The organism is Streptomyces sp. NPDC059895 (assembly GCF_042731035.1).
Lineage (GTDB): Bacteria > Actinomycetota > Actinomycetes > Streptomycetales > Streptomycetaceae > Streptomyces.
This window is the reverse complement of record NZ_JBHWKO010000005.1, coordinates 232,662-258,831: the sequence shown is the minus strand read 5'-3', so window position 1 is coordinate 258,831 and position 26,170 is coordinate 232,662. Positions and strand designations below refer to the sequence as shown.

At 74.2% G+C, this 26,170-nt stretch carries 22 protein-coding genes and 1 pseudogene; 16 read left to right on the top strand and 7 right to left on the bottom strand.

All coding sequences use genetic code 11. The features are described from left to right. Nucleotides 1–51 precede the first annotated feature (51 nt). The 8 genes and pseudogenes from ACFV9M_RS08635 (at nucleotide 52) to ACFV9M_RS08600 (ending at nucleotide 10,427) form a co-directional block, all read left to right on the top strand. Complete coding sequence (locus ACFV9M_RS08635) at nucleotides 52–2,304, top strand: molybdopterin oxidoreductase family protein (RefSeq protein ID WP_385066833.1); 2,253 nt, start codon at nucleotides 52–54, stop codon at nucleotides 2,302–2,304. After that, a pseudogene (locus ACFV9M_RS08630) lies at nucleotides 2,301–3,300 on the top strand (SLC13 family permease); the annotation flags it as partial. The gene ACFV9M_RS08635 and the pseudogene ACFV9M_RS08630, both read left to right, overlap by 4 nt. A 21-nt stretch (nucleotides 3,301–3,321) precedes the next feature. Next, a complete protein-coding gene (locus ACFV9M_RS08625; protein ID WP_385066835.1) occupies nucleotides 3,322–4,569 on the top strand; it encodes an MFS transporter in 1,248 nt (415 codons plus the stop codon). A 102-nt stretch (nucleotides 4,570–4,671) separates the two neighbouring features. Further along, complete coding sequence (locus ACFV9M_RS08620; RefSeq protein ID WP_385066837.1) at nucleotides 4,672–5,409, top strand: hypothetical protein; 738 nt, start codon at nucleotides 4,672–4,674, stop codon at nucleotides 5,407–5,409. Next, entirely contained in the window at nucleotides 5,396–6,058 is a 663-nt protein-coding gene (locus tag ACFV9M_RS08615) for a class F sortase (RefSeq protein WP_385066840.1), read from the top strand. Before ACFV9M_RS08620 ends, ACFV9M_RS08615 begins: the two co-directional genes overlap by 14 nt. Nucleotides 6,059–6,277: 219 nt before the next feature. Next, nucleotides 6,278–7,627, top strand: a complete 1,350-nt coding sequence (locus tag ACFV9M_RS08610; protein ID WP_385066843.1) for an ABC transporter ATP-binding protein — start codon at nucleotides 6,278–6,280, stop codon at nucleotides 7,625–7,627. Between the two features lie 321 nt (nucleotides 7,628–7,948). After that, nucleotides 7,949–9,337 (top strand): aldehyde dehydrogenase family protein, encoded by a 1,389-nt coding sequence (locus tag ACFV9M_RS08605; RefSeq protein ID WP_385066845.1) that lies wholly within the window; start codon nucleotides 7,949–7,951, stop codon nucleotides 9,335–9,337. Between the two features lie 10 nt (nucleotides 9,338–9,347). Next, nucleotides 9,348–10,427, top strand: a complete 1,080-nt coding sequence (locus ACFV9M_RS08600; RefSeq protein WP_385066848.1) for a Zn-dependent alcohol dehydrogenase — start codon at nucleotides 9,348–9,350, stop codon at nucleotides 10,425–10,427. A gap of 64 nt (nucleotides 10,428–10,491) precedes the next feature. On the opposite strand, the gene ACFV9M_RS08595 is transcribed toward ACFV9M_RS08600, so the two are convergent. The 3 genes from ACFV9M_RS08595 to ACFV9M_RS08585 form a co-directional block, all read right to left on the bottom strand. Next, nucleotides 10,492–11,439: a DMT family transporter gene (locus tag ACFV9M_RS08595; RefSeq protein ID WP_385066851.1), complete on the bottom strand. Its 948-nt coding sequence runs from the start codon at nucleotides 11,437–11,439 to the stop codon at nucleotides 10,492–10,494. A 298-nt stretch (nucleotides 11,440–11,737) separates the two neighbouring features. Beyond that, nucleotides 11,738–12,448: an ArsR/SmtB family transcription factor gene (locus ACFV9M_RS08590; RefSeq protein WP_385066853.1), complete on the bottom strand. Its 711-nt coding sequence runs from the start codon at nucleotides 12,446–12,448 to the stop codon at nucleotides 11,738–11,740. A gap of 254 nt (nucleotides 12,449–12,702) precedes the next feature. Further along, entirely contained in the window at nucleotides 12,703–13,344 is a 642-nt protein-coding gene (locus ACFV9M_RS08585; protein WP_385066856.1) for a TetR/AcrR family transcriptional regulator, read from the bottom strand. Between the two features lie 79 nt (nucleotides 13,345–13,423). Here ACFV9M_RS08585 and ACFV9M_RS08580 point away from each other — a divergent pair, with 79 nt between their 5' ends. The 3 genes from ACFV9M_RS08580 (at nucleotide 13,424) to ACFV9M_RS08570 (ending at nucleotide 15,700) form a co-directional block, all read left to right on the top strand. After that, complete coding sequence (locus tag ACFV9M_RS08580) at nucleotides 13,424–14,575, top strand: acyl-CoA dehydrogenase family protein (protein WP_385067046.1); 1,152 nt, start codon at nucleotides 13,424–13,426, stop codon at nucleotides 14,573–14,575. A gap of 70 nt (nucleotides 14,576–14,645) precedes the next feature. Next, nucleotides 14,646–14,936 carry a YiaA/YiaB family inner membrane protein gene (locus ACFV9M_RS08575; protein WP_385066859.1) on the top strand — a complete coding sequence of 97 codons (291 nt, stop codon included), beginning with the start codon at nucleotides 14,646–14,648 and terminating at the stop codon, nucleotides 14,934–14,936. A gap of 110 nt (nucleotides 14,937–15,046) precedes the next feature. Further along, nucleotides 15,047–15,700, top strand: coding sequence for a TetR/AcrR family transcriptional regulator (locus ACFV9M_RS08570; RefSeq protein ID WP_385066861.1), 654 nt, complete (start codon nucleotides 15,047–15,049; stop codon nucleotides 15,698–15,700). On the opposite strand, the gene ACFV9M_RS08565 is transcribed toward ACFV9M_RS08570, so the two are convergent. Then, nucleotides 15,691–16,152, bottom strand: a complete 462-nt coding sequence (locus ACFV9M_RS08565) for a MaoC family dehydratase (protein ID WP_385066863.1) — start codon at nucleotides 16,150–16,152, stop codon at nucleotides 15,691–15,693. The two genes, ACFV9M_RS08570 and ACFV9M_RS08565, sit on opposite strands and share 10 nt — an antisense overlap. A 118-nt stretch (nucleotides 16,153–16,270) precedes the next feature. On the opposite strand from ACFV9M_RS08565, the gene soxR reads away from it, so the two are divergent. Beyond that, the gene (gene soxR / locus ACFV9M_RS08560) at nucleotides 16,271–16,792 is read left to right on the top strand and encodes a redox-sensitive transcriptional activator SoxR (RefSeq protein ID WP_385066865.1); all 522 of its coding nucleotides are present in this window, start codon (nucleotides 16,271–16,273) and stop codon (nucleotides 16,790–16,792) included. Nucleotides 16,793–16,832: 40 nt separating this feature from the next. On the opposite strand, the gene ACFV9M_RS08555 is transcribed toward soxR, so the two are convergent. Next, nucleotides 16,833–17,906 (bottom strand): RNA ligase (ATP), encoded by a 1,074-nt coding sequence (locus tag ACFV9M_RS08555; protein ID WP_385066866.1) that lies wholly within the window; start codon nucleotides 17,904–17,906, stop codon nucleotides 16,833–16,835. 152 nt (nucleotides 17,907–18,058) lie between these two features. On the opposite strand from ACFV9M_RS08555, the gene ACFV9M_RS08550 reads away from it, so the two are divergent. Next, the gene (locus ACFV9M_RS08550) at nucleotides 18,059–18,181 is read left to right on the top strand and encodes a hypothetical protein (protein WP_385066867.1); all 123 of its coding nucleotides are present in this window, start codon (nucleotides 18,059–18,061) and stop codon (nucleotides 18,179–18,181) included. Between the two features lie 380 nt (nucleotides 18,182–18,561). Here the strand turns inward: ACFV9M_RS08550 and ACFV9M_RS08545 are convergent, their stop codons facing one another. Continuing rightward, complete coding sequence (locus ACFV9M_RS08545; RefSeq protein ID WP_385066868.1) at nucleotides 18,562–19,167, bottom strand: hypothetical protein; 606 nt, start codon at nucleotides 19,165–19,167, stop codon at nucleotides 18,562–18,564. A 244-nt stretch (nucleotides 19,168–19,411) separates the two neighbouring features. Between ACFV9M_RS08545 and ACFV9M_RS08540 the strand changes: the two genes are divergently transcribed. Further along, nucleotides 19,412–22,237 carry a penicillin acylase family protein gene (locus tag ACFV9M_RS08540; RefSeq protein ID WP_385066871.1) on the top strand — a complete coding sequence of 942 codons (2,826 nt, stop codon included), beginning with the start codon at nucleotides 19,412–19,414 and terminating at the stop codon, nucleotides 22,235–22,237. 37 nt (nucleotides 22,238–22,274) lie between these two features. Here ACFV9M_RS08540 and ACFV9M_RS08535 read toward each other — a convergent pair whose 3' ends face one another. Further along, nucleotides 22,275–23,510 carry an exo-beta-N-acetylmuramidase NamZ domain-containing protein gene (locus ACFV9M_RS08535; RefSeq protein WP_385066873.1) on the bottom strand — a complete coding sequence of 412 codons (1,236 nt, stop codon included), beginning with the start codon at nucleotides 23,508–23,510 and terminating at the stop codon, nucleotides 22,275–22,277. Nucleotides 23,511–23,695: 185 nt separating this feature from the next. Here ACFV9M_RS08535 and ACFV9M_RS08530 point away from each other — a divergent pair, with 185 nt between their 5' ends. Both ACFV9M_RS08530 and ACFV9M_RS08525 read left to right on the top strand, forming a co-directional pair. Continuing rightward, nucleotides 23,696–24,469, top strand: coding sequence for an SDR family oxidoreductase (locus ACFV9M_RS08530; RefSeq protein WP_385066876.1), 774 nt, complete (start codon nucleotides 23,696–23,698; stop codon nucleotides 24,467–24,469). Further along, nucleotides 24,466–26,133 carry a class I adenylate-forming enzyme family protein gene (locus ACFV9M_RS08525; protein ID WP_385066878.1) on the top strand — a complete coding sequence of 556 codons (1,668 nt, stop codon included), beginning with the start codon at nucleotides 24,466–24,468 and terminating at the stop codon, nucleotides 26,131–26,133. Before ACFV9M_RS08530 ends, ACFV9M_RS08525 begins: the two co-directional genes overlap by 4 nt. Nucleotides 26,134–26,170 lie beyond the last annotated feature (37 nt).

The following is a 26,170-nucleotide window of genomic DNA, read 5'->3' as shown; positions in this document are numbered from 1 at the left end:
CGGTATGCTCCCGGCAGAGAGCGCCACAGCCGCCGCCTTCCGGGAGGACCCGTGTCCCGCACCGCCCTGCGAATCTGCCCCCTGTGCGAGGCCACCTGCGGGCTGACCCTCACCCTCGACGGAACCCGGGTCACCGGCGCGCGCGGCGACCGGGACGACGTGTTCAGCAAGGGGTTCATCTGCCCCAAGGGCGCCGCCTTCGGGGCCGTCGACGGCGATCCCGACCGGCTGCGCGCGCCCCTGGTGCGCCGGGACGGGGAACTGCGCGAGGCCACGTGGGAGGAGGCCTTCGACGGGGTCGCCGCCGGTGTCCGGCCGGTCGTCGAGCGGTACGGGCCGAACGCCGTCGGGGTCGTCCTGGGCAACCCCAACGTGCACACCGTGGCCGGCGCGCTCTATCCGCCGCTGCTCCTCGCCGGACTCGGCACCCGCAGCCTGTTCACCGCCTCCACGGTCGACCAGATGCCCAAGCACGTCTCCAGCGGCCTGCTCTTCGGGGACGCGAACGCCATCCCGGTCCCGGACCTCGACCGCACCGACCACCTCCTCCTCATCGGCGCCAACCCCCTGGAGTCCAACGGCAGTCTGTGCACCGCGCCCGACTTCCCCGGCAGGCTCAAGGCGCTCAAGGCCCGCGGCGGCACCCTCACGGTGATCGACCCGCGCCGCACCCGCACCGCCCGGCTCGCCGACCGGCACGTCGCGATCCGGCCCGGCGCGGACGCCCTGCTGCTCGCGGCGACGGCCCACACCCTGTTCGAGGAAGGGCTCGTGGACCTCGGGGAGCTGACGCCGCACGTCCAGGGCGTCGAAGAGCTCCGCGCCGCCCTCGCGGACTTCACGCCCGAGGCCGTCGCCGAGGCCTGCGACGTGGACGCCGGGGTGACCCGTGCCCTCGCCCGTGAGCTCGCCGCCGCCCCCACCGCCGCCGTCTACGGCCGCATCGGCAGCTGTACCGTCCCCCACGGCACCCTCGCCAGCTGGCTCGTCGACGTCCTCAACGTCCTCACCGGCAACCTCGACCGCCCCGGCGGCGCCCTCTTCCCGCAGGCCGCCACCGACCGCACCCCCCGGCCGGCGGGCCCGGGCCGCGGCTTCGCGCTCGGGCGCTGGCACTCCCGGGTGAGCCGGCACCCCGAGGCCAAGGGCGAGCTGCCGCTCTCCGCGCTCGCCGAGGAGATCGACACCGTCACCGGGGCCGGCGAACCGGTCCGCGCCCTGATCGCCGTGGCCGCCAACCCCGTGCTGTCCGCGCCCGACGGCGACCGGCTCGACAAGGCGCTCGGCTCCCTCGACTTCACGGTGGCCGTCGACCCGTACCTCAACGAGACCACGCGCCACGCCCACGTCGTCCTGCCGCCGCCCCCGTCCTCGCAGAGCCCGCACCACGACTTCGCGCTCAACACCCTCGCCGTGCGCCACCAGGTGCGCTACACCCGGCCCGCCGTCCCCCTCGAACCCGGCCGGCCGGCCGAGAGCGAGATCCACGCCCGGCTGATCCTCGCCGTGACCGGCATGCACGGCGCCGACCCGTCCGCCGTCGACGACCTGGCCATCGGCCAGCTTCTCGGCAAGGCGGTCCAGGAGCCGCACTCACCCGTGCACGGCCGCGACCCCCGGGAGCTGGCCGCCCGGCTCACCGGGGAGAACGGCCCCGAGCGCCGGCTGGACCTGATGCTGCGCCTCGGCCCCTACGGCGACGGCTTCGGCGCGCGCCCCGACGGGCTGAGCCTCGCCCGGCTGCTGGAGCACCCGCACGGCATCGACCTCGGACCGCTGCGCCCGCGGCTGCCGCAGCCGCTGAGGACGCGCAGCGGACGGATCGAGCTGCTGCCCGGGCCGATCGCCGACGACCTGCCCCGGCTGCGGCGGGCGCTCGGGACACCGCCCGCCGGGCCCGTCCTCGTCGGGCGCCGCCACCTGCGGTCCAACAACAGCTGGATGCACAACGTGCCCGCCCTCACCGGCGGCACCAACCGCTGCACCCTGCACATCCACCCCGAGGACGCCGAGCGGCTGGGCGTCCGGGACGGCTCCGCGGTGCGCGTGAGGGGCGCCGGGGGAGAGGTGACCGCCCCGGCCGAGGTCACCGACGGTGTGCGCAGGGGCGTCGTCAGCCTGCCGCACGGCTGGGGCCACGACCGGCCCGGCACCCGGATGGGCCATGCCGCCGCCGACCCCGGCGTCAACGTCAACCAGCTCCTCGACGGCACTCTGCTCGACCCGCTGTCGGGCAACGCGGTCCTCAACGGGGTGCCCGTCGAACTCGTCCCGGTGGCCGAAGAACCCGAGCCGCTGACCTGAGCAAAGCCGTGGTCTTCGTGCTCGCCCTGGCGTACGCGCTCGGCCTGCGCGAGCGCCGGCGGCTCGGCGTGCTGACGCTCGACGAGGTGCTGGTGGAGGAGCAGGAGACCGGGACGGTCCTCGTGGGCGCCGCCTCCGGCACGGGCGCGGCGCACACCTCCCGCCACGGTTCCGGCGGGGCCGGCACGCCCGCCGCCGACCCGGACACCGGCCCCGGCACCGGCATCGGCGCGGCGGACGAGGAGCCCGGCGGGGCGGATGAGAAGCCCGGCACCGGCGCGGCGGACGAGGAGCCCGGTGGGGCGGACGAGAAGCCCGGCACCGGCGCGGCGGACGAGGAGCCCGGGGGCGGCGCGCGGGTCCTCGACCCGGACCGGCCCACCCTGCGCCCCAGGCTGTACTGGTTCAACGCGCTGCTCACCGTGGCCCTGCTCACCGCCATGATCATGGAGTGGCTGCCGATCCCGGTGCTGTTCCTCCTCGGCGCCGCGCTCGCGCTCACCGTCAACTACCCGCACATGCCGGACCAGAAGGCCCGGCTCGGCGCCCACGCCGAGAACGTCCTCAACGTCTCCGGCATGGTCTTCGCCGCCGCCGTCTTCACCGGCGTCCTCCAGGGCACCGGCACGGTGGACCACATGGCCGAGTGGGTCGTGGGCAACATCCCCGACGGCATGGGCCCGCACATGGCGCTGGTGACCGGCGTCCTGAGCATCCCGTTCACGTACTTCATGTCCAACGACGGCTTCTACTTCGGCATCCTCCCGGTCCTCGCCGAGGCGGGGTCAGGCCCATGGCGTATCGTCCCTGGAGATCGCCCGCGCCTCGATCGTCGGCCAGCCGCTGCACATGTCGAGCCCGCTGGTCCCGGCCGTGTACGTGCTCGTGGGCATGGCGAAGGTCGAGTTCGGCGACCACACCCGGTTCGTGGTCAAGTGGGCGGCGCTGACCTCGTCGGTGGTGCTCGGTGCGGCGTTCCTCTTCGGCACCATCTGATCGACCCATGGAGGACGTCTCATGAGGCCCGGCGCGCACCGCGGCTGGCTGCTCCGCCTCGTCATCGCCTTCGTCTTCGCGCAGGGGGCGGTGTCGATGGCCCGGCCCGCCGTCTCCTACCGGGCCCTCGCCCTGGGCGCCGACGAACGGGCGGTCGGCGTCATCGCGGGCGTGTACGCGCTGCTGCCCCTGTTCGCCGCGGTCCCGCTGGGCCGCCGTACCGACCACGGCCGGTGCGCGCCCCTGCTGTCCGTCGGAGTGGTGCTCATATCCGGCGGCTGCGCGCTCAGCGGCGCGGCCGGCTCCTTGTGGACGATGGCCCTGTGGAGCGGGGTCATGGGCCTCGGCCACCTCTGCTTCGTCATCGGCGCCCAGTCGCTGGTGGCCCGCCGGTCCGCCCCCCACGAGCAGGACCGCAACTTCGGCCACTTCACCATCGGCGCCTCCCTCGGCCAGCTGGTCGGCCCGATCGCGGCGGGTCTCGTCGTCGGCGGCCCGGACATGGCCGGCAGCAGCGCCCTCGCCCTGCTCGGCGCGGGCGCGGTCGCCGCGTTCGCGTTCACCTCGCTGTGGCGCCTGGAACACCGCGCCACGGCACCCGGGTCCCGTACCGGGCCGGGCGACCGGGTGCCCGTCGCGCGCATCCTGCGCGCCCGGGGCGTGCCCGCCGGCATCCTGGTCAGCCTCGCCGTGCTGTCCGCCAGCGACATCCTCACCGCCTACCTGCCGGTGGTCGGCGAACACCGGGGCATCGCGCCCGCCGTCGTCGGTGTCCTGCTCAGTCTGCGGGCGGCGGCCACCATCGCCTGCCGCCTGGTGCTCACGTCCCTGCTGCGGCTGCTCGGGCGCAGGGCCCTGCTCACCGTGACCTGTCTGCTGGCGGCGCTGCTGTGCGCCGGGATCGCGGTGCCGGTACCGGTGTGGGGGCTCGCGGTGCTGCTCGTCGCCCTCGGCTTCTGTCTCGGGGTGGGGCAGCCGCTGTCGATGACGACGGTCGTCCAGGCCGCCCCCGACGGGGCCCGTTCCACCGCCCTGGCGCTGCGGCTGACCGGCAACCGGCTCGGCCAGGTCGCCGCGCCCGCCGCGGCCGGCCTGGTCGCCGGCGTCGCGGGCGTGGCCGCGCCCTTCGTGATGCTCGGGGCGCTGCTGCTGCTGTCGTCGGGGGTCGCGCTGCGCTCGCCGGGCGCCGCGCGGGGCGGTCCGGAGCCCCGGGCCGTCCCGCGGCCGCGCCGGTCCGGGACCGGCGTGGGCCGGACGGGGGACGTCTGACGGCGCGTCGGGCCGTGCTCCGGCGCGGCGCGGGCCGGATGTGAAAGAGAGTCAGATGAAAGCGCGATTTGTATGAAAATCGTCTGACTCGGAGGAACGTCCATGCCCACGTTGATGCTTCCGCACGCCGCCGGCAGCCGCCTCGGCGTCGCCGCCCTCACGGCCCTCACCGCGGCCGGGGCCACCTGGCTCGCGGCACCGGCCGCCACGGCCGCTCCCGGGGACGGCGCCGACATCAGGGTCCACAATGAGCGCGTGCCCTACGGGGTGTCGAAGGACGACCCCGTGGTCTGCCGGTTCTACCTCGACGCCGCCAACTTCGGCGAGGTGACGAGCGTCGCGTACACCATCCAGGCCCAGCCCCCGCTGCCCACCGCCGCCACCGTGAGCGGCACCATCACCCTCGCCGGAGGCGCCGGGCACACCGACACGCTGGGGCTGGCCGACGGCCAGTACCGGCTCGTGTGGACGGTCGCGGGGGGCACCGGACCCAGGGAGAAGGTCTTCCGCGTCGACTGCAGCGACCACCGCCCGGGCTCCGAGGGCCAGGGCGGGAGCCCCGCCCAGGGCCAGGGGCAGGGCCCCGGGAGCCAGCAGCAGAACGGCACCGGCGGCAGGGGGGACGACCCGAGCCGTCCGATCGAGGACCGCCAGGACGGGCAGAGCTCCAGCGGACGCGGGGAGGCCCCGAAGGGCGGCGTCCACGCCGGCGGCGGCGGTCTCGTCGACACCGCGCGGGCCTTCACCCCGCTGAGCGCGGCCGCCGCCGTGGGGCTGGTGGTCGTCGGCGGCGCGGCCTACGTCCGGTTGATCCGCCGACGTTCGCATGGTGCCGCGTAGGCGCGGACGCAGGCCCTGGTACCGGACGCGGGCCTACCGGCTCACCAGGACGGCCGCGCTGGTGGCCGTCCTGGTGACGGTCGGCGCCCAGTGCGGCGGGGGGAACGACGGGCCGGCCGGCCCGGCCGCCGGCGGCGAGGCCGAGCCCCGCCGGGCCGGCCGCGCGGCCCCGGAACACCCGCCGCGTCCGCTGCCCCGCTCCCGGGCCACCACCCTGCGCGTACCGTCCCTGGGGATCGACGCGCCGATCGTCGCACTGCGGCTGGGCCCCGACCGGGAGCTCGACACCCCACCGCTGGACAGGCCCAGGCTCGTCGGCTGGTACGAGGGCGGCCCCACCCCCGGCGAACCGGGCACGGCCGTCGCCGTCGGCCACCGCGACACCCGGACCGGCCCCGCGGTCTTCGCCGGCCTGGAACGCGTGCCCCCCGGCAGCCGGATCGAGGCCCGCCGCGCCGACGGCCGCACCGCCGTCTACACCGTCGACCGGGTCGAGGTCTTCGACAAGGACCGCTTCCCCGACAAGGAGGTGTACGGCGCCCGCGAGCGTCCCGAGCTCCGGTTGCTGACCTGCGGCGGCTACTTCCACCGCAGGACCGGCTACACCAGCAACGTGGTCGTCTTCGCCCACCTGACCGCCACCCGCTGACCCGGCCGCACGGCCCGGGCCCCGGCGCCCGCCGAGTCCCCACCGAACCCCCGCGTCCGTTTCCGCGCTGAGCGGACCGGCGTGTCCGATTCCGTCCCGTGTCTTCCCCCCGGTGCGCACGGTCCGTTAACTTCCCTGACCCACAGCCCCGTACGACCCCCTGCGGGGCTCCCGACCGCGGAGCACCAGCGCCCGAGCGAGCCCCCGGGGACACCGCCCATGACACGCGCCATCTCCCTGCACGACGTGAGCAAGGTCTTCGACAAGGGCGTCCGGGTGGTGGACCGGCTGTCGCTGGACATCGAGCCCGGCGAGTTCCTGGTGCTGCTCGGGCCGTCCGGCTGCGGCAAGTCCACCGTGCTCCGCATGATCGCCGGCCTGGAGCGGATCACCGAGGGGGAACTGCGGCTCGACGGCGAGTACGCCAACGACCTGCCGCCGGCCGGGCGGGACATCGCGATGGTCTTCCAGAACTTCGCCCTCTACCCGACCATGACCGGCCGTGACAACATCGGCTTCCCGCTGCGCCTGGAGAACCCCGGCGCCGACCCGCGCCCGCGGGTGGACGCCACCGCCCGGATGCTGGGCATCGAGGACCTCCTCGACCGCTTCCCCGGCCAGCTCTCCGGCGGGGAACGCCAGCGCGTCGCCATGGGCCGGGCCATCTCCCGCCACCCCTCGGCGTTCCTGATGGACGAGCCGCTGTCCAACCTGGACGCCAAGCTCCGCAACCGGCTGCGCGCCGAGATCGCCGGCCTGACCCGCGAGCTGGGCGTCACCACGGTGTACGTCACCCACGACCAGTCCGAGGCCATGTCGCTCGGCGACCGGGTCGCCGTCCTGCGCGGCGGAGTGCTCCAGCAGCTCGACAGCCCCCGCACGGTGTACGCGTTGCCCCGCAACGTCTTCGTCGCCGCCTTCATCGGCACCCCGCGCATCAACCTCCTGCGCGGCACGGTCCGCGCCCCGTTGGACGGGGCGATGACGATCAGCCTCGGCAAGCAGGCGCTGCGGCTGCCCGAACCCCTGTCCCCGGACCACAAGCTGCTGCGCGTGCAGCAGGGCCGGGACGTGATCGTCGGGCTGCGGTCGGAGGCCGTCCGCGTCGGCCGGTCCGCCGACGCGCGCCCCGGGGAGTCCCTCATCACCGGGCTGGTGGAGCACGTGGAGTTCCAGGGCCACGAGGCGCTCGTCCACTTCGCCACCGGTTCGCGCCCCGCCGTCGTACCGGAGCTGGAGGCGCCCCGCCCGCAGCCCCGGCCGGCCCGGCGCCGGCGCCGGGAGAGCGGGGTCCTCGACCGGCTGCGGACCAGGGCGGGGCGGGCGGGCGGACCGCGGACCGGTCCGGCCGCGGCACTCGACGCGCCGCCCGCGCCGCCGGACCCCGCGGTCGCCTCCCCGGAGGGGCGGCTGCCCGGCGACCTCGTGGTCCGCACCACCCCCGACTTCGACCTGCGGCACGGCGTCCAGGTCCCCCTCCTCGTCGACCTCGCCCGCCTGTTGGTCTTCGACCGCCACGGCGAACGGATCTGCCCGGCGCCGTCCCGGCTGCCGGACCTGGACGGGTGAGGCCGTTCGGACCCGGTGTCCCGGTCCGTCCTCCTGCCGGACCTGGACGGGTGAGGCCGTTCGGACCCGGCGTCCCGGTCCGTCCTCCTGCCGGACCTGGACGGGTGAGGCCGTTCGGACCCGGCGTCCCGGTCCGGCCGCCTGCCGACCGCAAGCGCCACCCCTGGGAGTGACACCTCCGTCCGCCCGCCCTCCCGGTGAGTGACACCGCGGCACCCCCGGTGCCACCGTGAGGCGTCGCACGGAGGGCACCCCTGGTGCCCAAAAACTATCGGCGCTAGTTTAGGGCGCGGACGACGACGACCGCCCGGAGGGAACACGATGAAGGCACACGACGGCATCTACCTCGACGGCGCCTGGCGCCCCGCCGCCGGCCAGGACGTGATCGAGGTCGTCAACCCGGTGGACGAACAGGTCGTCGGCCGCGTCCCGGCCGGCGGCGCAGAGGACGTGGACGCCGCCGTACGGGCGGCCCGCGCCGCCCTTCCGGCCTGGGCCGCGACCCCGCCGGCCGAGCGGGCCGCGCGCCTGGCCGCCCTGCGGGACGTGCTGGCGGCCCGCAAGGACGAGATCGCCGAGACGGTCACCGCCGAGCTCGGCTCGCCGCTGCCCTTCTCCCAGGCGGTCCACGCGGCCGTCCCGATCGCGGTCGCCGGCTCCTACGCCGAGCTGGCCGCGACGCACCCCTTCGAGGAGAAGGTCGGCAACTCGACCGTGTACCAGGAGCCGATCGGTGTGGTCGGCGCCATCACGCCCTGGAACTACCCGCTCCACCAGATCGTCGCCAAGGTCGCCCCGGCCCTCGCCGCGGGCTGCACCGTCGTGCTCAAGCCCGCCGAGAACACCCCGCTGTCCGCCCAGCTCTTCGCGGAGGCGGTGCACGAGGCGGACGTCCCGGCCGGTGTCTTCAACCTCGTCACCGGCCTCGGCACGGTCGCCGGGCAGGCCCTCGTCGAACACCCCGGTGTCGACCTGGTCTCGTTCACCGGCTCCACGGCCGTCGGCCGGCGGATCGCCGCCACGGCCGGCGCCGCGATCAAGAAGGTGGCCCTCGAACTCGGCGGCAAGTCCGCCAACGTCATCCTCCCGAGCGCCGACCTCGCCCGGGCCGTCAACGTCGGCGTCGCCAACGTGATGTCCAACTCCGGCCAGACGTGCAGCGCGTGGACCCGGATGCTGGTCCACCGCGACCAGTACGACGAGGCCGTCGCACTGGCCGCGGCCGCCGCCGCGAAGTACGGCGACCGCATCGGGCCCGTCGTCAGCGCCCGGCAGCAGGCGCGGGTGCGGGGTTACATCGAGAAGGGCGTCGCCGAGGGCGCCCGCCTGGTCGCGGGCGGCCCCGACGCCCCCCGCGAGCGCGGCTGGTTCGTCAGCCCGACGGTCTTCGCCGACGTCACCCCCGAGATGACCATCGCCCAGGAGGAGATCTTCGGCCCCGTCCTGTCCGTCCTGCGCTACGACGACGAGGACGACGCCCTGCGCATCGCCAACGGCACGGTCTACGGCCTGGCCGGGGCCGTCTGGGCGGGCGAGGAGGCGGAGGCGGTGGCCTTCGCGCGCCGTATGGACACCGGGCAGGTCGACATCAACGGCGGCCGCTTCAACCCCCTGGCGCCCTTCGGCGGTTACAAGCAGTCGGGCGTCGGCCGTGAACTCGGCGCGCACGGCCTCACCGAGTACCTCCAGACCAAGTCCCTCCAGTTCTGAGGAGCGTTCCGTGGTTCGAGCCGCCGTCCTTCCCGCCGTGGGCGCTCCCCTGGAGATCACCGGGATCGACCTCCCCGACCCCGGGCCCGGACAGGTCCGCGTCCGGCTCGCCGCCGCCGGGGTGTGCCACTCCGACCTGTCCCTGTCCGACGGCACCATGCGCCTGCCCGTCCCCGCCGTCCTCGGCCACGAGGGCGCCGGCACGGTCGTGTCCGTCGGCGAGGACGTCACCCACCTCGCGCCCGGCGACGGCGTCATCCTCAACTGGGCGCCGTCCTGCGGCGCCTGCCACGCCTGCGGGCTGGGCGAGGTGTGGCTGTGCGCCGACGCCCTCAGCGGGTCCGCCGCCGTGCACGCCCGCACCCACGACGGCACCGTGCTGCACCCCGGGCTGAACGTCGGCGCGTTCGCCGAGGAGACCGTCGTCCCCGTCTCCTGCGCCCTGCCCCTGCCGGACGGCATCCCCCTCACGGACGCGGCCCTCCTCGGCTGCGCCGTCCTCACCGGCTACGGCGCCGTCCACCACTCGGCCAAGGTCCGGCCCGGCGAGACGGTGGCCGTGTTCGGCGTCGGCGGGGTGGGCCTGGCGACCCTCCAGGCGGCCCGGATCGCCGGCGCGTCCACGATCGTCGCCGTCGACGTCTCCCCCGAGAAGGAGCACCTGGCCCGCGCGGCGGGCGCCACCGACTACCTCGTCGCCTCCGGGACCACCGCCCGCGAGATCCGGGCCCTCACCGGCAAGCAGGGCGTGGACGTGGCCGTCGAGTGCGTGGGCCGCGCGGTCACCATCCGCACCGCCTGGGAGTCGACCCGCCGCGGCGGCCGCACCACGGTCGTCGGCATCGGCGGCAAGGACCAGCAGGTCACCTTCCACGCCCTGGAGCTCTTCCACTGGGGCCGCACACTCTCCGGCTGCGTCTACGGCAACTGCGACCCCGTGCGCGACCTGCCGGTCCTGGCCGACCACGTCCGGGCGGGCCGGCTGGACCTGGGTTCGCTGGTGACGGAACGGATCGCCCTGGAGGGCATCCCGGCGGCGTTCGAGAACATGCTGGCGGGGAAGGGGGGCCGGGCGCTGGTCGTGTTCTGACCGCCGCCCGGGACCGGTCCCGCGCATCCCCGCCGGTCCCGCGCCTGCGAGGCGCTCTCAGCGCTCACGGCGCCACGTCGGACTCCTCGGAGGGCCGCGGCCTCCGCGCCGCGGCCTTCCCCGCCCGTGCCCGCCCCCGCGTGCGCGAACGGGACACCGCCACCCCCGCCAGGCACAGCGCCCCGCCCGCCAGCGTCAGCGGCCCGGGCACCTCGCCCAGAGCCAGCCACGACATCAGCACCACCAGGGCCGGCACGGCGTAGGTGGTCGCGCCCATACGGCCCGCCGTCGTCCGGGCCAGGGCGTAGGCCCAGGTGGTGAAGGCGAGCGCGGTCGGGAAGACGCCCAGGTAGACCATGTTCAGCGTGGCCGGTACCGGAGCGCCGGCGGCCTCCCGCACCAGCTGCCCGGCGAACGGCAGGCACACGACCGCTCCCACCAGGCACCCGAACGTCGTCACCTGCAACGCGCTCGCCGAGCCCAGCGCGGGCTTCTGCGCCACGACCCCGCAGGCGTACGCGACGGCGGCCAGCAGGCACAGCGCCACCCCCAGCAGCGAGGAACCGCCCCCGCCCGACATCGACAGCCCCACCGTCACCGCGCCCGCGAACGACACCGCCATGCCGGCCAGCAGTCTCGGCGGCAGCCGGTCGCCCAGCAGCCGTGCTCCGAGCAGGGCGATGAGCAGCGGCCCGACGTTCACCACCAGGGCGGCGGTCCCCGCGTCCACCTCCCGCTCACCCCAGTTCAGGGCCACCATGTAGAGGCCGAACCACAGCACGCCCGACACGCCGATCCCGCGCCACGCCGCCCGCGGCGGCCACCCCTCCCGCCGTACGAGACAGATCACCCCCAGCGTCAGCGCCCCGGCCAGCAGCCGGCCGAGCGCCAGGGCGCCCGGGGAGTACACGTGCCCCGCGCTGCGGACCGAGACGAAGGCCGACGCCCACAGCACGACGGTGACCGTGGCCGCGCCGGCGGCGAGCAGTTCCGGACGACGAGGGGTGTTCATCACGCTCCTGAGGTGAGGAAGCCGGGGGAGGGGCAGCCGGCGGGCGGGGACGGACGGGCGGTCCGGCACCCGGCCGGGCCGCTCGGTGCGGTCCTCCCGGTGGATCGTGCCAGAGCCGCCGACGGGGTCGGGCCGGAGTGGCCGGTGCGGTCGGCCGGGGCGCCGGTGCGCTGGGCCGGAGTGGTCGGTGGGGTCGGGCCGGGGGTGTCGGGGCGCTGGGCTGGAGTGGTCGGTGGGGTCGGGCCGGGGGCGCCGGGGGTCCGGTCGGAGTGGTCGGTGGGGTCGGGACGCGCTGCCGTCAGCGCAGTGTCCGCGAGTCGATGCCCAGCAGGTCGGCCAGCGCACGCTCGCCCGCCGGAGTCACCCGCACCGCCCGCTCGGAGCCGATGCGCTCGCACCAGCCCGTGTCGAGGGCGTGCCGGCACAGGGCCGCGCCCGCGGTGCCGGCGAGGTGCGGCCGGCGCTCGGTCCAGTCCAGGCAGGCCCGGACCAGCGGGCGGCGGCCCCCGCGGTCGAGGGCGATGCCGGCCACCTCGAACCACCGCAGCCCCGCGTCCGTCAGCGCGAACCCGGTGTCCCGGAGCAGCAGCCCGCGCGCGGTGAGGGCGTCGGTGACCGTGATGCCGAGCCGTCCGGCCAGATGGTCGTAGCAGGTTCGGCCGCGGGCCATCGCCGACCCGGCGCTCGACGCGCGCAGGCTCCGGGGCCCCGCGACGTCGCCGGGGGCGACCTGCGCGGCCAGGTCCTCCACCAGCTGGGCGATCCGTGCGTCGGCCAGCCGTACGTACCGGTGCCGCCCCTGCCGCTCCTCGGTGAGCACGCCGCCTCCGACGAGCTTGCCGAGGTGCTCGCTCAGCGTCGACGCGGCTACGCCCGCGTGCCGGGCCAGTTCGCCCGCGGTCCAGGCCCGGCCGTCGAGCAGCGCGAGCAGGCACGCGGCGCGCGTCTCGTCGGCGATCAGCCCGGCCAGCCGGGCCAGCAGCGGTGCCCGGGGGTCCCTGGTGGTCATGGCTCCCAGCATGGGACACGGACGGTTCGGCGTGCGCCGCAGCGTCCCCGCCGCGGTGTTCTCCGCCGCGGCGTCCCCGCTCTCGTGTTCTCCGCCGTCGTGTTCTCCGCCGTTGTGTTCACGCCGTCGTGTTCACGGCCACCGTGTTCTCCGCTGTCGTGTCCTCCGGCGCGCCCGTCCCCGGAGGGCGGCGCGCCCCGGCGTCCCCGGAGGGCGGCGCGCCCGGCGTCCCCGGAGGGCGGCGCGCCCCGCGGCTACGCCGTCCGCCGCACCTGCTCGTACTGCTGGGCCAGCCCGTCCAGCAGCGCGGTCAGGCCCGCCTCGAAGGCCCGTTCGTCGACCTTCTCCTGCTGCTCGGCCAGCAGGTGGGCCTGGCCGAGGTGGGGGTAGTCGGCCGGGTCGTACGCGCTCGCGTCGCCCACGAAGCCGCCCGCGAAGGAGCCGAGCGCGGAGCCCATGATGAAGTACCGCATCAGCGCGCCGATCGAGGTGGCCTGCGCGGGCGGCCAGCCCGCGTCGACCATCGCGCCGTAGACGGCGTCGGCGAGCCGCAGCGCGGCCGGGCGGCGGCCGGGGCCGCGCGCGAGGACCGGGACGATGTTGGGGTGGTCGCGCAGGGCGCTCCGGTAGGAGGCGGCCCAGTCGTGCAGCGCGGTCCGCCACTCCCTCCCGTCCTCGAACATCGACAGGTCGACCTGGGCGCTCACCGAGTCGGCGACGGCCTCCAGGATCTCGTCCTTGGTCGGGAAGTGGTTGTAGAGCGAGGGACCGCTCACCCCCAGCTCGGCGGCGAGCCGCCGCGTGGAGAGGGCCGCGAGCCCCTCCGCGTCGACGAGCGCGCGGGCCGTCTCGACGATGCGGTCGGTGCTCAGGAGGGGCTTGCGCGGTCGGGCCATGGCGCACATAGTAGGGCTGCGCATCAGAAACTAGCAGTGCTAATTTAAATGTACGGCTTTCAAGTGAGGTGGTCTCGTGGTGTACCTGGGGCTCAGCGAGGAGCAGGAGGCCGTGCGCCGGCTCGCCCGCGATTTCGTGGAGCGCGAGATCGCCCCGCACGCCGTCGCCTGGGACCGGGCCGAGGAGGTCGACCGGGGCATCGTGAAGAAGCTCGGCGAGGTCGGCTTCCTGGGGCTGACGATCGACGAGGAGTACGGCGGCTGTGGCGGCGACCACCTCGCGTACTGCCTGGTCACGGAGGAGCTGGGCCGTGGCGACTCGTCGGTGCGCGGCATCGTCTCGGTGTCCCTGGGGCTGGTCGCCAAGACGATCGCGGCCTGGGGCGACGAGGAGCAGAAGCGGCGCTGGCTGCCGGGGCTCACCTCCGGCGAGTCCGTCGGCTGCTTCGGCCTGACCGAGCCCGGCACCGGCTCCGACGCGGGGAACCTGACCACCCGCGCGGTCCGCGACGGCGCCGACTACGTCCTGAACGGCACCAAGATGTTCATCACGAACGGCACCTGGGCCGACGTCGTCCTGCTGTTCGCCCGCTCCACCGACGCCCCCGGCCACAAGGGCGTCTCCGCCTTCCTGGTGCCGGCCGACACCCCGGGCCTGACCCGCCGCACCCTGCACGGCAAGCTCGGCCTGCGCGGCCAGGCCACCGCCGAGCTGGTCCTCCAGGACGTGCGCGTGCCCGCCTCCGCGCTGCTCGGCGAGGAGGGCAAGGGCTTCTCCGTCGCCATGTCGGCCCTGGCCAAGGGGCGTATGTCGGTCGCGGCGGGCTGCGTCGGGATAGCCCAGGCGGCGCTGGACGCCGCCGTGCGGTACGCGGGCGAACGCGAGCAGTTCGGCAAGGCCATCGCCCGGCACCAGCTCGTGCAGGAGCTGATCAGCGACATCGCGGTCGACGTGGACGCCGCCCGGCTGCTGACCTGGCGGGTCGCGGACCTGGTCGACCGGGGGCTGCCGTTCGCCGTCGAGTCCTCCAAGGCCAAGCTCTTCGCCTCGGAGGCCGCCGTCCGGGCCGCCAACAACGCCCTCCAGGTCTTCGGCGGCTACGGCTACATCGACGAGTACCCGGCGGGCAAGCTGCTGCGCGACGCCCGCGTGATGACCCTCTACGAGGGCACGAGCCAGATCCAGAAGCTGGTGATCGGCCGTGCGCTGACGGGGGTCTCGGCCTTCTGAGTAGCCGTCGTCGGCGTCTGAGTACGACGGCGGATGCGGCCGCGGGCCGCGTCCGCCGAAGCTTCTCCCCATGAGTGACACACCGGTCAAGCAGCAGAGCACGGCCGCCTTCTACGGCCAGGCCGTCGCCTCGTTCGCCGTCGCCATGGCGGCCACCGCCATGGGCATCTACCGGCTGGACGCGGACGCCTGGGTGCGGGGGTTCCTCGCGATCGCGGTCCTGTACCTGGTGACCTCCGCCTTCACCCTGGCGAAGGTGATCCGGGACCGCCAGGAGGCCGGCCGGATCGTCAGCCGCGTCGACCAGGCCCGCCTGGAGAAGCTCCTCGCCGAGCACGACCCGTTCACCGAGAAGCTCTGACCCCGGTCCCGCCCCCGGTCCCGCCCCTCGCGGCGCACGCGGGCACACTAAGCGACCGCTCACCTTCGGCGGTATGGTGGAGCTCCTGTACCGAGAGGGGCGAACGAGCGATGAGTACGGCTCAGGAGACGGCCGGCGGCGAGGTCGAGCCGTGGGAGGAGGTCACTCCCGACGCGGCCCGGCGACTGCTCGTCGCCGCCGTGGAGGCCTTCGCCGAGCGCGGCTACCACGCGACGACGACCCGCGACATCGCGGGGCGCGCGGGCATGAGCCCGGCCGCCCTCTACATCCACTACAAGACGAAGGAAGAGCTCCTCCACCGCATCAGCCGCATCGGCCACGACCGTGCGCTGAACATCCTGCGCACCGCGGCGCGCGGTGACGGCAGCGCGACGCAGCGGCTCGCGGACGCGGTGAGCTCCTTCGTCCGCTGGCACGCCGGGCGGCGCACCACCGCGCGGGTCGTGCAGTACGAGCTGGAGGCCCTGGGCCCGGAGGCCCGCGCCGAGATCCTCGCGCTGCGCCGGCAGGTGGACGCCGAGGTGCGCGGGATCATCGAGGAAGGGGTCGCGGCGGGCGAGTTCGAGGTGCTCGACGTGCACGGCACGACCCTCGCCGTGCTGTCCCTGTGCATCGACGTGGCCCGCTGGTTCAACGTGGACGGCCCGCGCACGCCCGACGAGGTCGGCGCGCTCTACGCCGACCTCGTGCTGCGGATGGTGGGGGCGGCGGGGCCGCCCGCCGCCCGTGGGGATCAGAGGTAGTAGCGGGACACCGACTCCGCCACGCACACCGGCTTGTCCCCGCCCTCGCGCTCCACGGTGAAGGCGACGGCGACCTGGACGCCGCCGGTGACGTCGTCGACGGCGGTGATCGCGGCGGTGGCCCGCAGCCGGGAGCCGACCGGGACGGGGGAGGGGAAACGCACCTTGTTCGTCCCGTAGTTGACGCCCATCTTGACGCCCTCGACCGAGATCAGCTGCGGTCCGAACAGCGGCAGCAGGGAGAGGGTCAGATAGCCGTGCGCGATAGTGGTGCCGAAGGGCCCCGCGGCGGCCTTCTCCGGGTCGACGTGGATCCACTGGTGGTCACCGGTGGCCTCCGCGAAGAGATCGATCCGCTTCTGGTCGATCTCCAGCCAGTCCGTGTACCCCAGCCGCTCGCCGACCGCCGCCCTCAGGTCGTCGGCGGACGTGAAGATCCTCGGCTCTGCCATGTCTGCGGCCTCTCTCGCGTCACGAAGTCACCTCTAAGCGACTGCTTAGCATGGTAGGTAGGGGGAGCCCTGTCAACGGACCGGGGTGCCACCCGGGCGGGTCGGTAGGCTTCGAGAGGTGCCCCAGATCCCAGAGAAGATCCACGAACTCACGGTGGGCCAGCTCGCCGCCCGCAGCGGCGCCGCCGTCTCCGCCCTGCACTTCTACGAGTCCAAGGGGCTCATCAGCAGCCGCCGCACCCCGGGCAACCAGCGGCGCTACTCCCGCGACACCCTCCGCCGCGTCGCCTTCGTCCGCGCCGCCCAGCGCGTCGGCATCCCCCTCGCCACGATCCGCGAGGCGCTCGCCGAACTCCCCGAGGAGCGCACCCCCACCCACGAGGACTGGGCCCGCCTCTCCGAGGCCTGGCGGGCCGAACTCGACGAACGCATCAAGCGGCTCAACCGCCTCCGCGACCACCTCACCGACTGCATCGGCTGCGGCTGTCTCTCCCTCGACACCTGCGTGCTGTCCAACCCCGACGACACCTTCGGCCAACGCCGGTCGGGTTCCCGCCTGCTGGCCGGCCCCACGGACACCGGACAGCGCGACAAGACCCCCACCGACGCCGCCCCGCCCCCCGTGAACGGCTGCGCCTGACAGCACGAGCCCGCGCCACCGGGGCGCCGGCTGCGCGCCCCTACTCGTACTCCGTACCGCCCTTCCGCGTCAGATACGCCGCACTCACCGCCTTCGCGATCGCCCGCCCCCCGGTCACCGCGCTGTACCGCTCCACCGCCGGCCGTATCACCACGCCCTCCCTCAGGTGCAGCCCGCGCCCGGACACCGTCTCCCGTCCGCTCGCCAGCTCCAGCACCCGCGCGCTGTCGTACGGGCCCTCGAACAGCGTGGGCACCAGGGGCAGTTCGTCCCGCAGTGCCGACACCTCCGCCGTGTCCAGCCACCGCACCGCGCCCCCGATCTCCGCGGACACGTCGAACACGGCGTACCCGAGGGTGTCCCGGCGGCCGTCGGCACCGTAGGCGAGGTCCTGCACGCCCGCCCCGTACACCTCGCCGAAGACGCCGACCCGCCGGGCGCCGAGCCGCTCGGCGACCCGTGCCGCCGCCTCGGCGACACCGTGCAGCCGCACGGCCCGCCAGTACAGGTTCCCCGGGTCCTCCTTCAGCGCCAGCGACCGCGCGCCGAAGCCCTTCGAGGAGACGTGCACCCGCCCCTCGTCCGCGACGTACGTCAGCAGACACGCCGACCCGTGCAGCTTCTCGGTGACCACCACCGGCTCACCGGGCCGGAAGACGTCGGGGTAGCGCTGGACGTTCTCGATGTCGACCCACGGCAGCAGGTCCGGTGCCTGCTCGACCTCGCCGTTCATCGTCGGCGGGACCGGTGGCACCCACTTGGTGATCCCGAGCCGCTCGGCGAAGTCGGTCCCCTCCTCCGCCGCCCGCGCGAGGTCGACGTCCGCCAGCGCCTTCGGCCGGCACACGATGCCCTGCGACAGCTCGCCCCGCAGCCGTACGGCCTTGACCCGGTCCGCGTTGCCGCCCGCCAGCCGCCCGGTCAGCCCCAACTCCTCGATGAGCCCGGCCGGGAGCACCGCCTGCTCGGGGATGTAGACCGCCCGATCGCCGGTGCGGTAGGCGCCCTTGGCGACGACGGCCCGGTACAGGCCGACCTGCGCCAGTTCGAGGGCGTCGGCGTTGGGGTGGTCATGGACGGTCAGCACTTCGGCGGTGACGCGCAGCGTCGACATCGCGGACTCCCTCGTGAACTCGGCTCGATCTCGTCGCCCCCAACTCTCGCTGGTAGAAACCACGGGAGCGACCTGATTAGCCGCTGGTAGCATCACCCTCTTCGGCCGACGGCCACACCGTCGCGCTCGGAGTCCGGACGGGACGGACTCCCATGCCCACTCCGCCCCTTGCCGCTGCCCTCGCCGACCTCGCCACCCGCGCCGAACTCCTCGCCCTGCCCTACGACGAGCGCTGGGCGCACCCGTACTGGTGCAGGGCCGCCGCCACCAACTGAGCGTTGGGCGGCGTCCGTCGCCCGTCCGTCAGGACCAGGGTGTCCCTCCAGGCCGATCCGGGGCGCGACAGACCGTCCCGCCCGCACGGAGCCTGGGGAGGACGTGTACTTCGCCGGCGCCCGGCGCGACGGCCTCCGCCGCCGCCCGCGCCGACGCCCGCGGGGTCAGCGGTACCGCCGTGCCGTCGGCCGCGCCCCGCGCCCCGTTCGGACAGACCCGCATCATGTCCCGATGGCGACAGCCGCCCCGGGCGGGGGCCGGCGGCGAGGGCCACGGGGCGGTGACACAGGGGGTGCGGCATCCCCGACGCACCCCCGTCGCCCTCCGTCCCCCCGTCGCCCTCCGTCCCCCCGTCGCCCCCCGTACCCCCGTCGTCCTCTCAGGCCGACACCAGCAGTCGTCCGCCGCGCCGGGCGTACGCCAGCGCGTCGGGCGTGAGCACGGGCCGGGGCACGAGTATCCCGCAGTCCGTGCAGACCGGACCCGCCGACGGCTCGTGGTCCAGGCCGTACTTCCACACCAGCCGCTCGCCGCCGCACACCGGGCAGCCGGAGCCCGGCGCGCGCTCCAGCGCGGCGATCAGCCGGCGCAGTACCTCGGCCAGCGGCTCACGGGGGTGGACCCGCGGGTCGTCGCACCACGCCACACCGAAGCCGCCCCAGGTCAGCCGGTGCCAGTCGTCCACACTGCCGGGCCTGCGCAGCCCGTCGTGCTTCTCCTTCCTGCGGCGCTCGGCGAACTCGACCTCGTAGGCCAGCCACACCGCCCGCGCCTCCTCCAGTTCCTCCAACGCGGCCACGAGCCGCGCCGGGTCGGGGGAGCGGTCCTCGGGGCCGAAGCCCGCCCGGGAGCAGAGATGGTCCCAGGTCGCCCTGTGCCCGTAAGGGGCGAACCGCTCAAGGCACTTGCGCAGTGAGTACCGCCGCAGCGCCAGATCGCACCGCGGGTCGCGCACCTGTCTCGCCAGACTCCGGAAACCCGCCATCGCCTTGCACCTCCGTCACATCTGCACCTGCACTTCGGTCACTTCGGCGTTCATCGCACGGACTTCGCACGACGTCGTCGAATAGACGTATCGACACGCGATTCGGCTCCCCTCGGCTCCATCCGATGTCCGGTGCCGTCCCACAAGCCGGATGAGGCGACTCCCAAAAGTGACGCATGTTCATCTTCAATCCCGGGGATACCGGCGGTAACCTTCCGGCCACCCCCGTCGCGAGGAGCTGCCGATGCCACGGCGAACCCCACGCACCGCCCTCGACGAACTGAGAACTCCCGGCAGATTCCCCGGGTTCCTGAAGACCGCATCCGTATGCGTCCTGTTGGCCGGTCTTTTGACACCTCTTTCCCCGGCGGCGGCGGTCGCCGGGGCACCCCGCCCCGCCGCGGCCACCGAGGCCGGGGCCGTGGCCGCGGCCGCGAACGACCACTGCGGCGGCCGGTGTTCCGACATCCTGCCGCCCGGCCAGAACGGCAACGCCACCCTCGCCCAGATCCTGCTCCACCAGGCCTTCGGCACCCAGCCCGCGCACGCCGAGGACCAGCTCGGCCCCTACGCCGCCCTGGCCAAGGGGCAGTCCACCCTCACCGATGCCACGATCAACACGTTCTTCAACGACGCGTCGTTCGGGGTCCCCGCCGATCAAATCGCCTCCACCGTGAATCCCGCCGGCCGCGGCGACGTCACGATCGTCCGCGACAAGAAGACGGGCGTCCCGCACATCACCGGTACCACCAGGTACGGCACGGAGTTCGGTGCCGGCTATGCCGCAGCCGAGGACCGGCTGTGGCTCATGGACGTCCTCCGGCACGTCGGCCGCGGCCGGCTCACCTCCTTCGCGGGCGGCGCCGCCTCCAACCAGGGCCTGGAGCAGCAGTTCTGGCGCAACGCCCCCTACACCGAGGCCGACCTCCAGGCCCAGATCGACGACGCGGTGGCCGGCAACGGCGCCCGCGGACAGCAGGCCCTGGCCGACGCCAAGGCCTACCTCGACGGCATCAACGCCTACATCGACGCCTCCGACAGCGGCCGCTACTTCCCCGGTGAATACGTGCTGACCGGGCACAAGGACTCGATCACCAACGCCGGGACCATCGCCCGGTTCACCGTCACCGACCTGGTGGCGCTGGCCTCGGTGGTCGGCGCCCTCTTCGGCTCCGGCGGCGGCGGCGAGGTCGCCAACGCGATCTCCCTGCTGGCGGCGCAGGAGCGGTACGGCGTCGAGGAGGGCACCGAGGTCTGGGAGTCCTTCCGCGAACGCGACGACCCCGAGGCCGTCATGACCCTCCACGACGGCAGCAGCTTCCCCTACGCCGTCCGGCCCGACGACCCGCAGGGCCTGGCGCTGCCCGACGCCGGCTCGGTGGTCGAGGAGCCGCTGGTGTACGACCGTACCGGCAGCGCGGCCGCCGCCACCGCGACGACCGCCTCCGCCACGGCCGCCGCCACCGCCCTCACCTCCGCCCGGCGCGGCATGTCCAACGCCCTCGTGGTCAGCGGCGACCACACCGCGAGCGGCCACCCGATCGCCGTCTTCGGCCCGCAGACCGGCTACTTCGCCCCGCAGCTGCTGCTGCTCCAGGAGCTCCAGGGCCCGGGCATCAGCGCCCGCGGCGCCTCCTTCGCGGGCCTGAGCATGTACGTCGAGCTCGGCCGCGGCCAGGACTACGCGTGGAGCGCCACCACGTCGGGCCAGGACGTCATCGACACCTACGCCGTCGAACTGTGCCAGGACGACCACCACTACCTGTACCGCGGCACCTGCACGGCGATGGAGAAGGTCGAACAGAAGAACGCCTGGACGCCGACCACGGCCGACGGCACCGCGGCCGGCTCGTACACGATGCGCGTCTGGCGCACCGCGTACGGCCCCGTCACCCACCGGGCGACGGTCGGCGGCACGAAGGTCGCCTACACCACCCTGCGCTCGTCCTTCCGGCACGAGGTCGACTCCATCATCGGCTTCCAGATGCTCAACGACCCCGGACACGTGACGAGCCCGCAGACCTTCCAGAGCGCGGTGCAGCACATCAACTACACCTTCAACTGGTTCTACGCCGACTCCGAGCACACCGCGTACTACAACAGCGGTGACAACCCGGTGCGCGCGAGCGGCGTCGACGCCGAGTTCCCGGTGTGGGCGCGGTCCGCGTACGAGTGGCGCAACTGGGACCCGGCGACCGGCACGGCCGACTACACGCCTGCCTCGGCGCACCCCCGGTCCATCGACCAGGACTACTACATCTCCTGGAACAACAAGCAGGCCGAGGACTACGCGAGCGCGTCCTGGGGCGACGGGTCCGTGCACCGGGGCAACCTCCTCGAGACCCGGGTGAGGAAGCTGGTGCAGGCCGGCGGCGTCACCCGTGCCGCCCTGGTGAAGGCCATGGCGGACGCGGCCCTCGCCGACCTGCGCGCCGAGGACGTCCTGCCCGACCTGCTGAGAGTGATCAACAGCTCGCCGGTCACCGACACGACCGCCGCGTCGGCCGTGAGCAGGCTCCAGGCCTGGCTGACCGCCGGCGGCAGGCGCACGGAGACGACGGCCGGTTCGAGGACGTACGCCGACGCCGACGCGATCCGCATCCTGGACGCCTGGTGGCCGCTGCTGGTGCGGGCCGAGTTCGAACCGGGTCTGGGCGCCGGGCTGTACACGGCGTTCACCGCCAACCTGCCCGTCGACGAGACCCCGTCGGCCGCCCACGGCCCGACCGGCGCGCACGCCGGGAGCGCCTTCCAGTACGGCTGGTGGAGTTATGTCGACAAGGACATCCGGGCGGTGCTCGGCGAGCCGGTGCAGGGCCCGTTGGCGCGCACGTACTGCGGCGGCGGCAGCCTCAGCGCCTGCCGGGACGTCCTGATCAGCACACTGAAGACGGCGGCCGGCCGGACCGCGGCCCAGGTCTACCCCGGTGACGACCTGTGCGCGGCGGGCGACCAGTGGTGCGCCGACTCGATCGTCCAGCGCGCCCTCGGCGGCATCGGGCACGGCGCCGTCAGCTGGCAGAACCGGCCCACCTACCAGCAGGTCGTGGAGTTCACCACACACCGCTGAACCCACGGCGGGCCGGGTCCGTACGGATCCGGCCCGCTCATCCGTACAGCAGGTACTCCTTCCGCAACCGCCGGAAAGCGGCCAGTTCCTCCTGCCAGCCCGCCACCACCTCGTCCACTCCCGCGCCCGCGTCGATCGCCGTGCGCACCCGGGCGGACCCCGTCAGCCGGTCGATCCAGTGGTCCGGACGCCACGCGAAGCCGTTCCAGACCCGCTTGGCCGTCACCAGCAGGGCGACGCCGGTACGGACGGGGTCGAAGGCGTCCCGGTCGTGCACATGGATCTGGACCCCGCCCACGGTCCGGCCCCGGAACTTGTCGAAGGACGGCGTGAAGTACGCCTCCCTGAAGCGCGCCCCGGGCAGCTCCAGCCCGTTCAGGGCGGCCGCCCACCGCCCGTCGATCCCCTCCGCGCCGAGCAGTTCGAACGGCTGGGTGGTGCCCCGCCCCTCCGACAGGTTCGTCCCCTCGAACAGGCAGGTCCCCGCGTACACGAGGGCCGTGTCGGGCGTCGGCACGTTCGGGCTCGGCGGCACCCACGGCAGCCCCGACGCGTCGTACCACTGCGACCGCCGCCACCCGGTCATCCGCACGGTGGCCAGCTCCACCGGCGCCTCCAGGAACTCCCCGTTGAACAGCCGGGCCAGCTCAGCGACCGTCATGCCGTGCGCCTGCGCGATCGGCCGCCGCCCGACGAAGCTCGCGAACTCCGGCCGCAGCACCGGCCCCAGCGCCGTCCGCCCGGTCACCGGGTTCGGCCGGTCCAGCACCACGAACCGCAGCCCCGCCAGGCGCGCCGCCGCCATGCAGTCGTGGAGCGTCCAGATGTACGTGTAGAAGCGGGCGCCGACGTCCTGGACGTCGAAGACGACCGTGTCGACGCCGGACGCGGCGAAGACGCCCGCGAGCGGCCGGCCGCTCTTGCGGTACGTGTCGTACACGGGCAGCCCGGTCGCCGCGTCGTCGTACCGGCCCTCCGAGCCGCCCGCCTGCGCGGTGCCCCGGAAGCCGTGCTCGGGGCCGAAGACGGCCGTGACGTCGACACGGGCGTCGGTGTGCATCACGTCGACGACGTGCCGGAGGTCGCGGGTGACTCCGGTGGGGTTGGTGATCACACCGACGCGCGCTCCGCGGAGCAGGGCGTACCCGTCGTCGGCGAGCCGTTCGAAACCGGTTCTCAGCCGCCCGCCGGGCCCGGCGGCGACGGCGGCACCGGGCGCGGGCAGGGACGCCACGGCGGTGGCGGCGAGGAGACCTCGTCGGGAGAGGCGCATGGAGGTATGTGTCCCGCGTCCACCCTTCCCTGCAACATACCGACCGGTTAGTCTGACGCGGCAGCGGAGCCGCCGCACGCCACGCCGCGTACGCCCGTCCGGGTACGCCCTGCCGTGCAGCAGCAGTGCAGCAGCGGTGCCGCAGCCGTGCCGTAGCCGTGTCGCAGTCGCGTCGAAGGAGACCGATGGTGCAAACCGTGCAGGGTGCCGGAGTCGTCGTCACCGGAGCGGGAGGCGGCATAGGCGCCGCCCTCGCCCGCCGCTTCGCCGCCGAGGGAGCCCGCGTCGTCGTCAACGACCTGGACGCCGACCGGGCGAAGGCGGTCGCCGACGAGGTCGGCGGGATCTCCCTCCCCGGCGACGCCTCCGCGATCGTCGACGCGGCCCGGGACGCCCTCGGCGGCACCGTCGACGTCTACTGCGCCAACGCGGGCGTCGCCTTCGACGGCGCCGACGCCGGCGCGCCGCTCGACGAGCGCGCCTGGACGGTGTCCTGGGACGTCAACGTCATGGCCCACGTCCGCGCCGCCCAGGCCCTGCTCCCGGACTGGCTGGAGCGCGGCGGCGGCCGCTTCGTCTCCACCGTCTCCGCCGCCGGACTGCTCACCATGATCGGCGCGGCCGCCTACAGCGTCACCAAGCACGGCGCCTACGCCTTCGCCGAGTGGCTGTCGCTGACCTACCGCCACCGCGGGATCAAGGTCCACGCCATCTGTCCGCAAGGAGTGCGCACCGACATGCTCGACGCCGCCGGCAGCGCGGGCGACCTGGTGCTCAGGGCGACCGCGATCGAACCGCGGGCGGTGGCCGACGCCCTGTTCCAGGGCATCGAGGAGGACCGCTTCCTGATCCTCCCGCACCCCGAGGTCGCCGGGTACTACCAGGCCCGCGCCGCCGACCCCGAGCGCTGGCTGACGACCATGAACCACATCCAGCAGAAGTGGGAGACCGCACGGTGACCGCGTCACGCTACGCAGCCCAGCCCTGGCTGGCCCTCCTCGACGAGGCCCAGCGCGCCCCCGTCGACCCCGAAGCGTCCCTGGTCCATGCCCTGCGCAGGGCCGCCGCCGAGGCCCCGGAGCGCACCTTCCTCGCCTACTTCGGCGGACGGATCGGCTACCGCGAGGCCGACGAGCTGAGCGACTCGATCGCCGGCCACCTGGCCGCCCGCGGCCTGGAGCGCGGCGACCGGGTCGCCGTCCTGCTCCAGAACTCCCCGCACTTCGTCCTCGCCGTCCTCGGCGCCTGGAAGGCGGGCGCGACCGTCGTCCCGGTCAACCCGATGTACAAGGCGGGGGAGGTGGCCCACGTCCTGCGGGACGGCGAGGTCGCCGCGCTGGTCTGCTCGGACCGCGCCTGGGAGTCGTACCTGCGCGACACGGCCGCCGACTCGCCGGTGCGGATCGTGCTCACGGCCTGCGAGCTGGACTTCCAGACCCGTGGCGACACACGGGTGCTCACCTTCGAACGGCTCCCGCAGGCGCCGGACGCCGACGACCTCACCGCCGTCGCCCGCGCCGGCCACCGGGCACCCGAGGACCGCGCCCCGGACGCCTCCGACGCCGCGCTGATCAGCTACACCTCCGGCACCAGCGGCACCCCGAAGGGCGCCGTCAACACCCACGCCAACATCATGCACAACGCCGAACGGCAGCGCACCGGCCTGCGCCTGCCCGAGGCGCCCGTCTACTACGCGCTCGCGCCCCTCTTCCACATCACCGGCATGGTCTGCCAGCTCGCCGCCTGCGTGAACAGCGTCGGCACGCTCGTGCTGACCTACCGGTTCGAGGCGGGCGTCGTCCTGGAGGCGTTCGCCGAGCACCGCCCGCACTACACCGTCGGCCCGGCCACGGCGTTCATGGCGCTGGCCGCCCACCCGGACGTCACCCGCGACCACTTCTCCTCCTTCGTGAACATCTCCTCCGGCGGCGCCCCGCTGCCGCCGGCCCTGGTGGAGAAGTTCCGGGCGGGCTTCGGCCCGTACATCCGCAACGGCTACGGCCTGACCGAGTGCACCGCCCCCTGCGCCTCCGTCCCGCCCCACCGGGAGGCGCCGGTCGACCCGGTGTCGGGGACGCTCGCGGTCGGCGTGCCCGGCCCCGACACGGTCGTACGGATCGTCGACGACCGGGGCGAGGAGGTGCCCTTCGGGGAGCAGGGCGAGATCGTCGTGAGCGGGCCGCAGGTCGTGCCCGGCTACTGGCGGCGCCCCGACGCCACCGCCGACACCTTCCCCGGCGGCGAACTGCGCACCGGCGACATCGGCTTCATGGACGAACAGGGCTGGCTCTACGTCGTCGACCGCAAGAAGGACATGATCAACGCGTCCGGCTTCAAGGTCTGGCCGCGCGAGGTCGAGGACGTGCTGTACACCCACCCGGCGGTGCGCGAGGCGGCCGTCGTCGGGGTGCCCGACGGCTACCGGGGGGAGACCGTCAAGGCGTACATCAGCCTGCGCCCGGGCGCCGACACGGACCCGGATGAACTCGCGGTGTACTGCAAGGAGAGACTTGCCGCCTACAAGTACCCGCGACAGGTGGAGATCCTGCCCGACCTGCCCAAGACGGCGAGTGGCAAGATCCTCCGTCGGGAACTGCGTTCCCGCGCGCACGACAGCCGTTGAGGCGGACGCCGAGAAGGCATCGAGAAAGGCAGGTGGC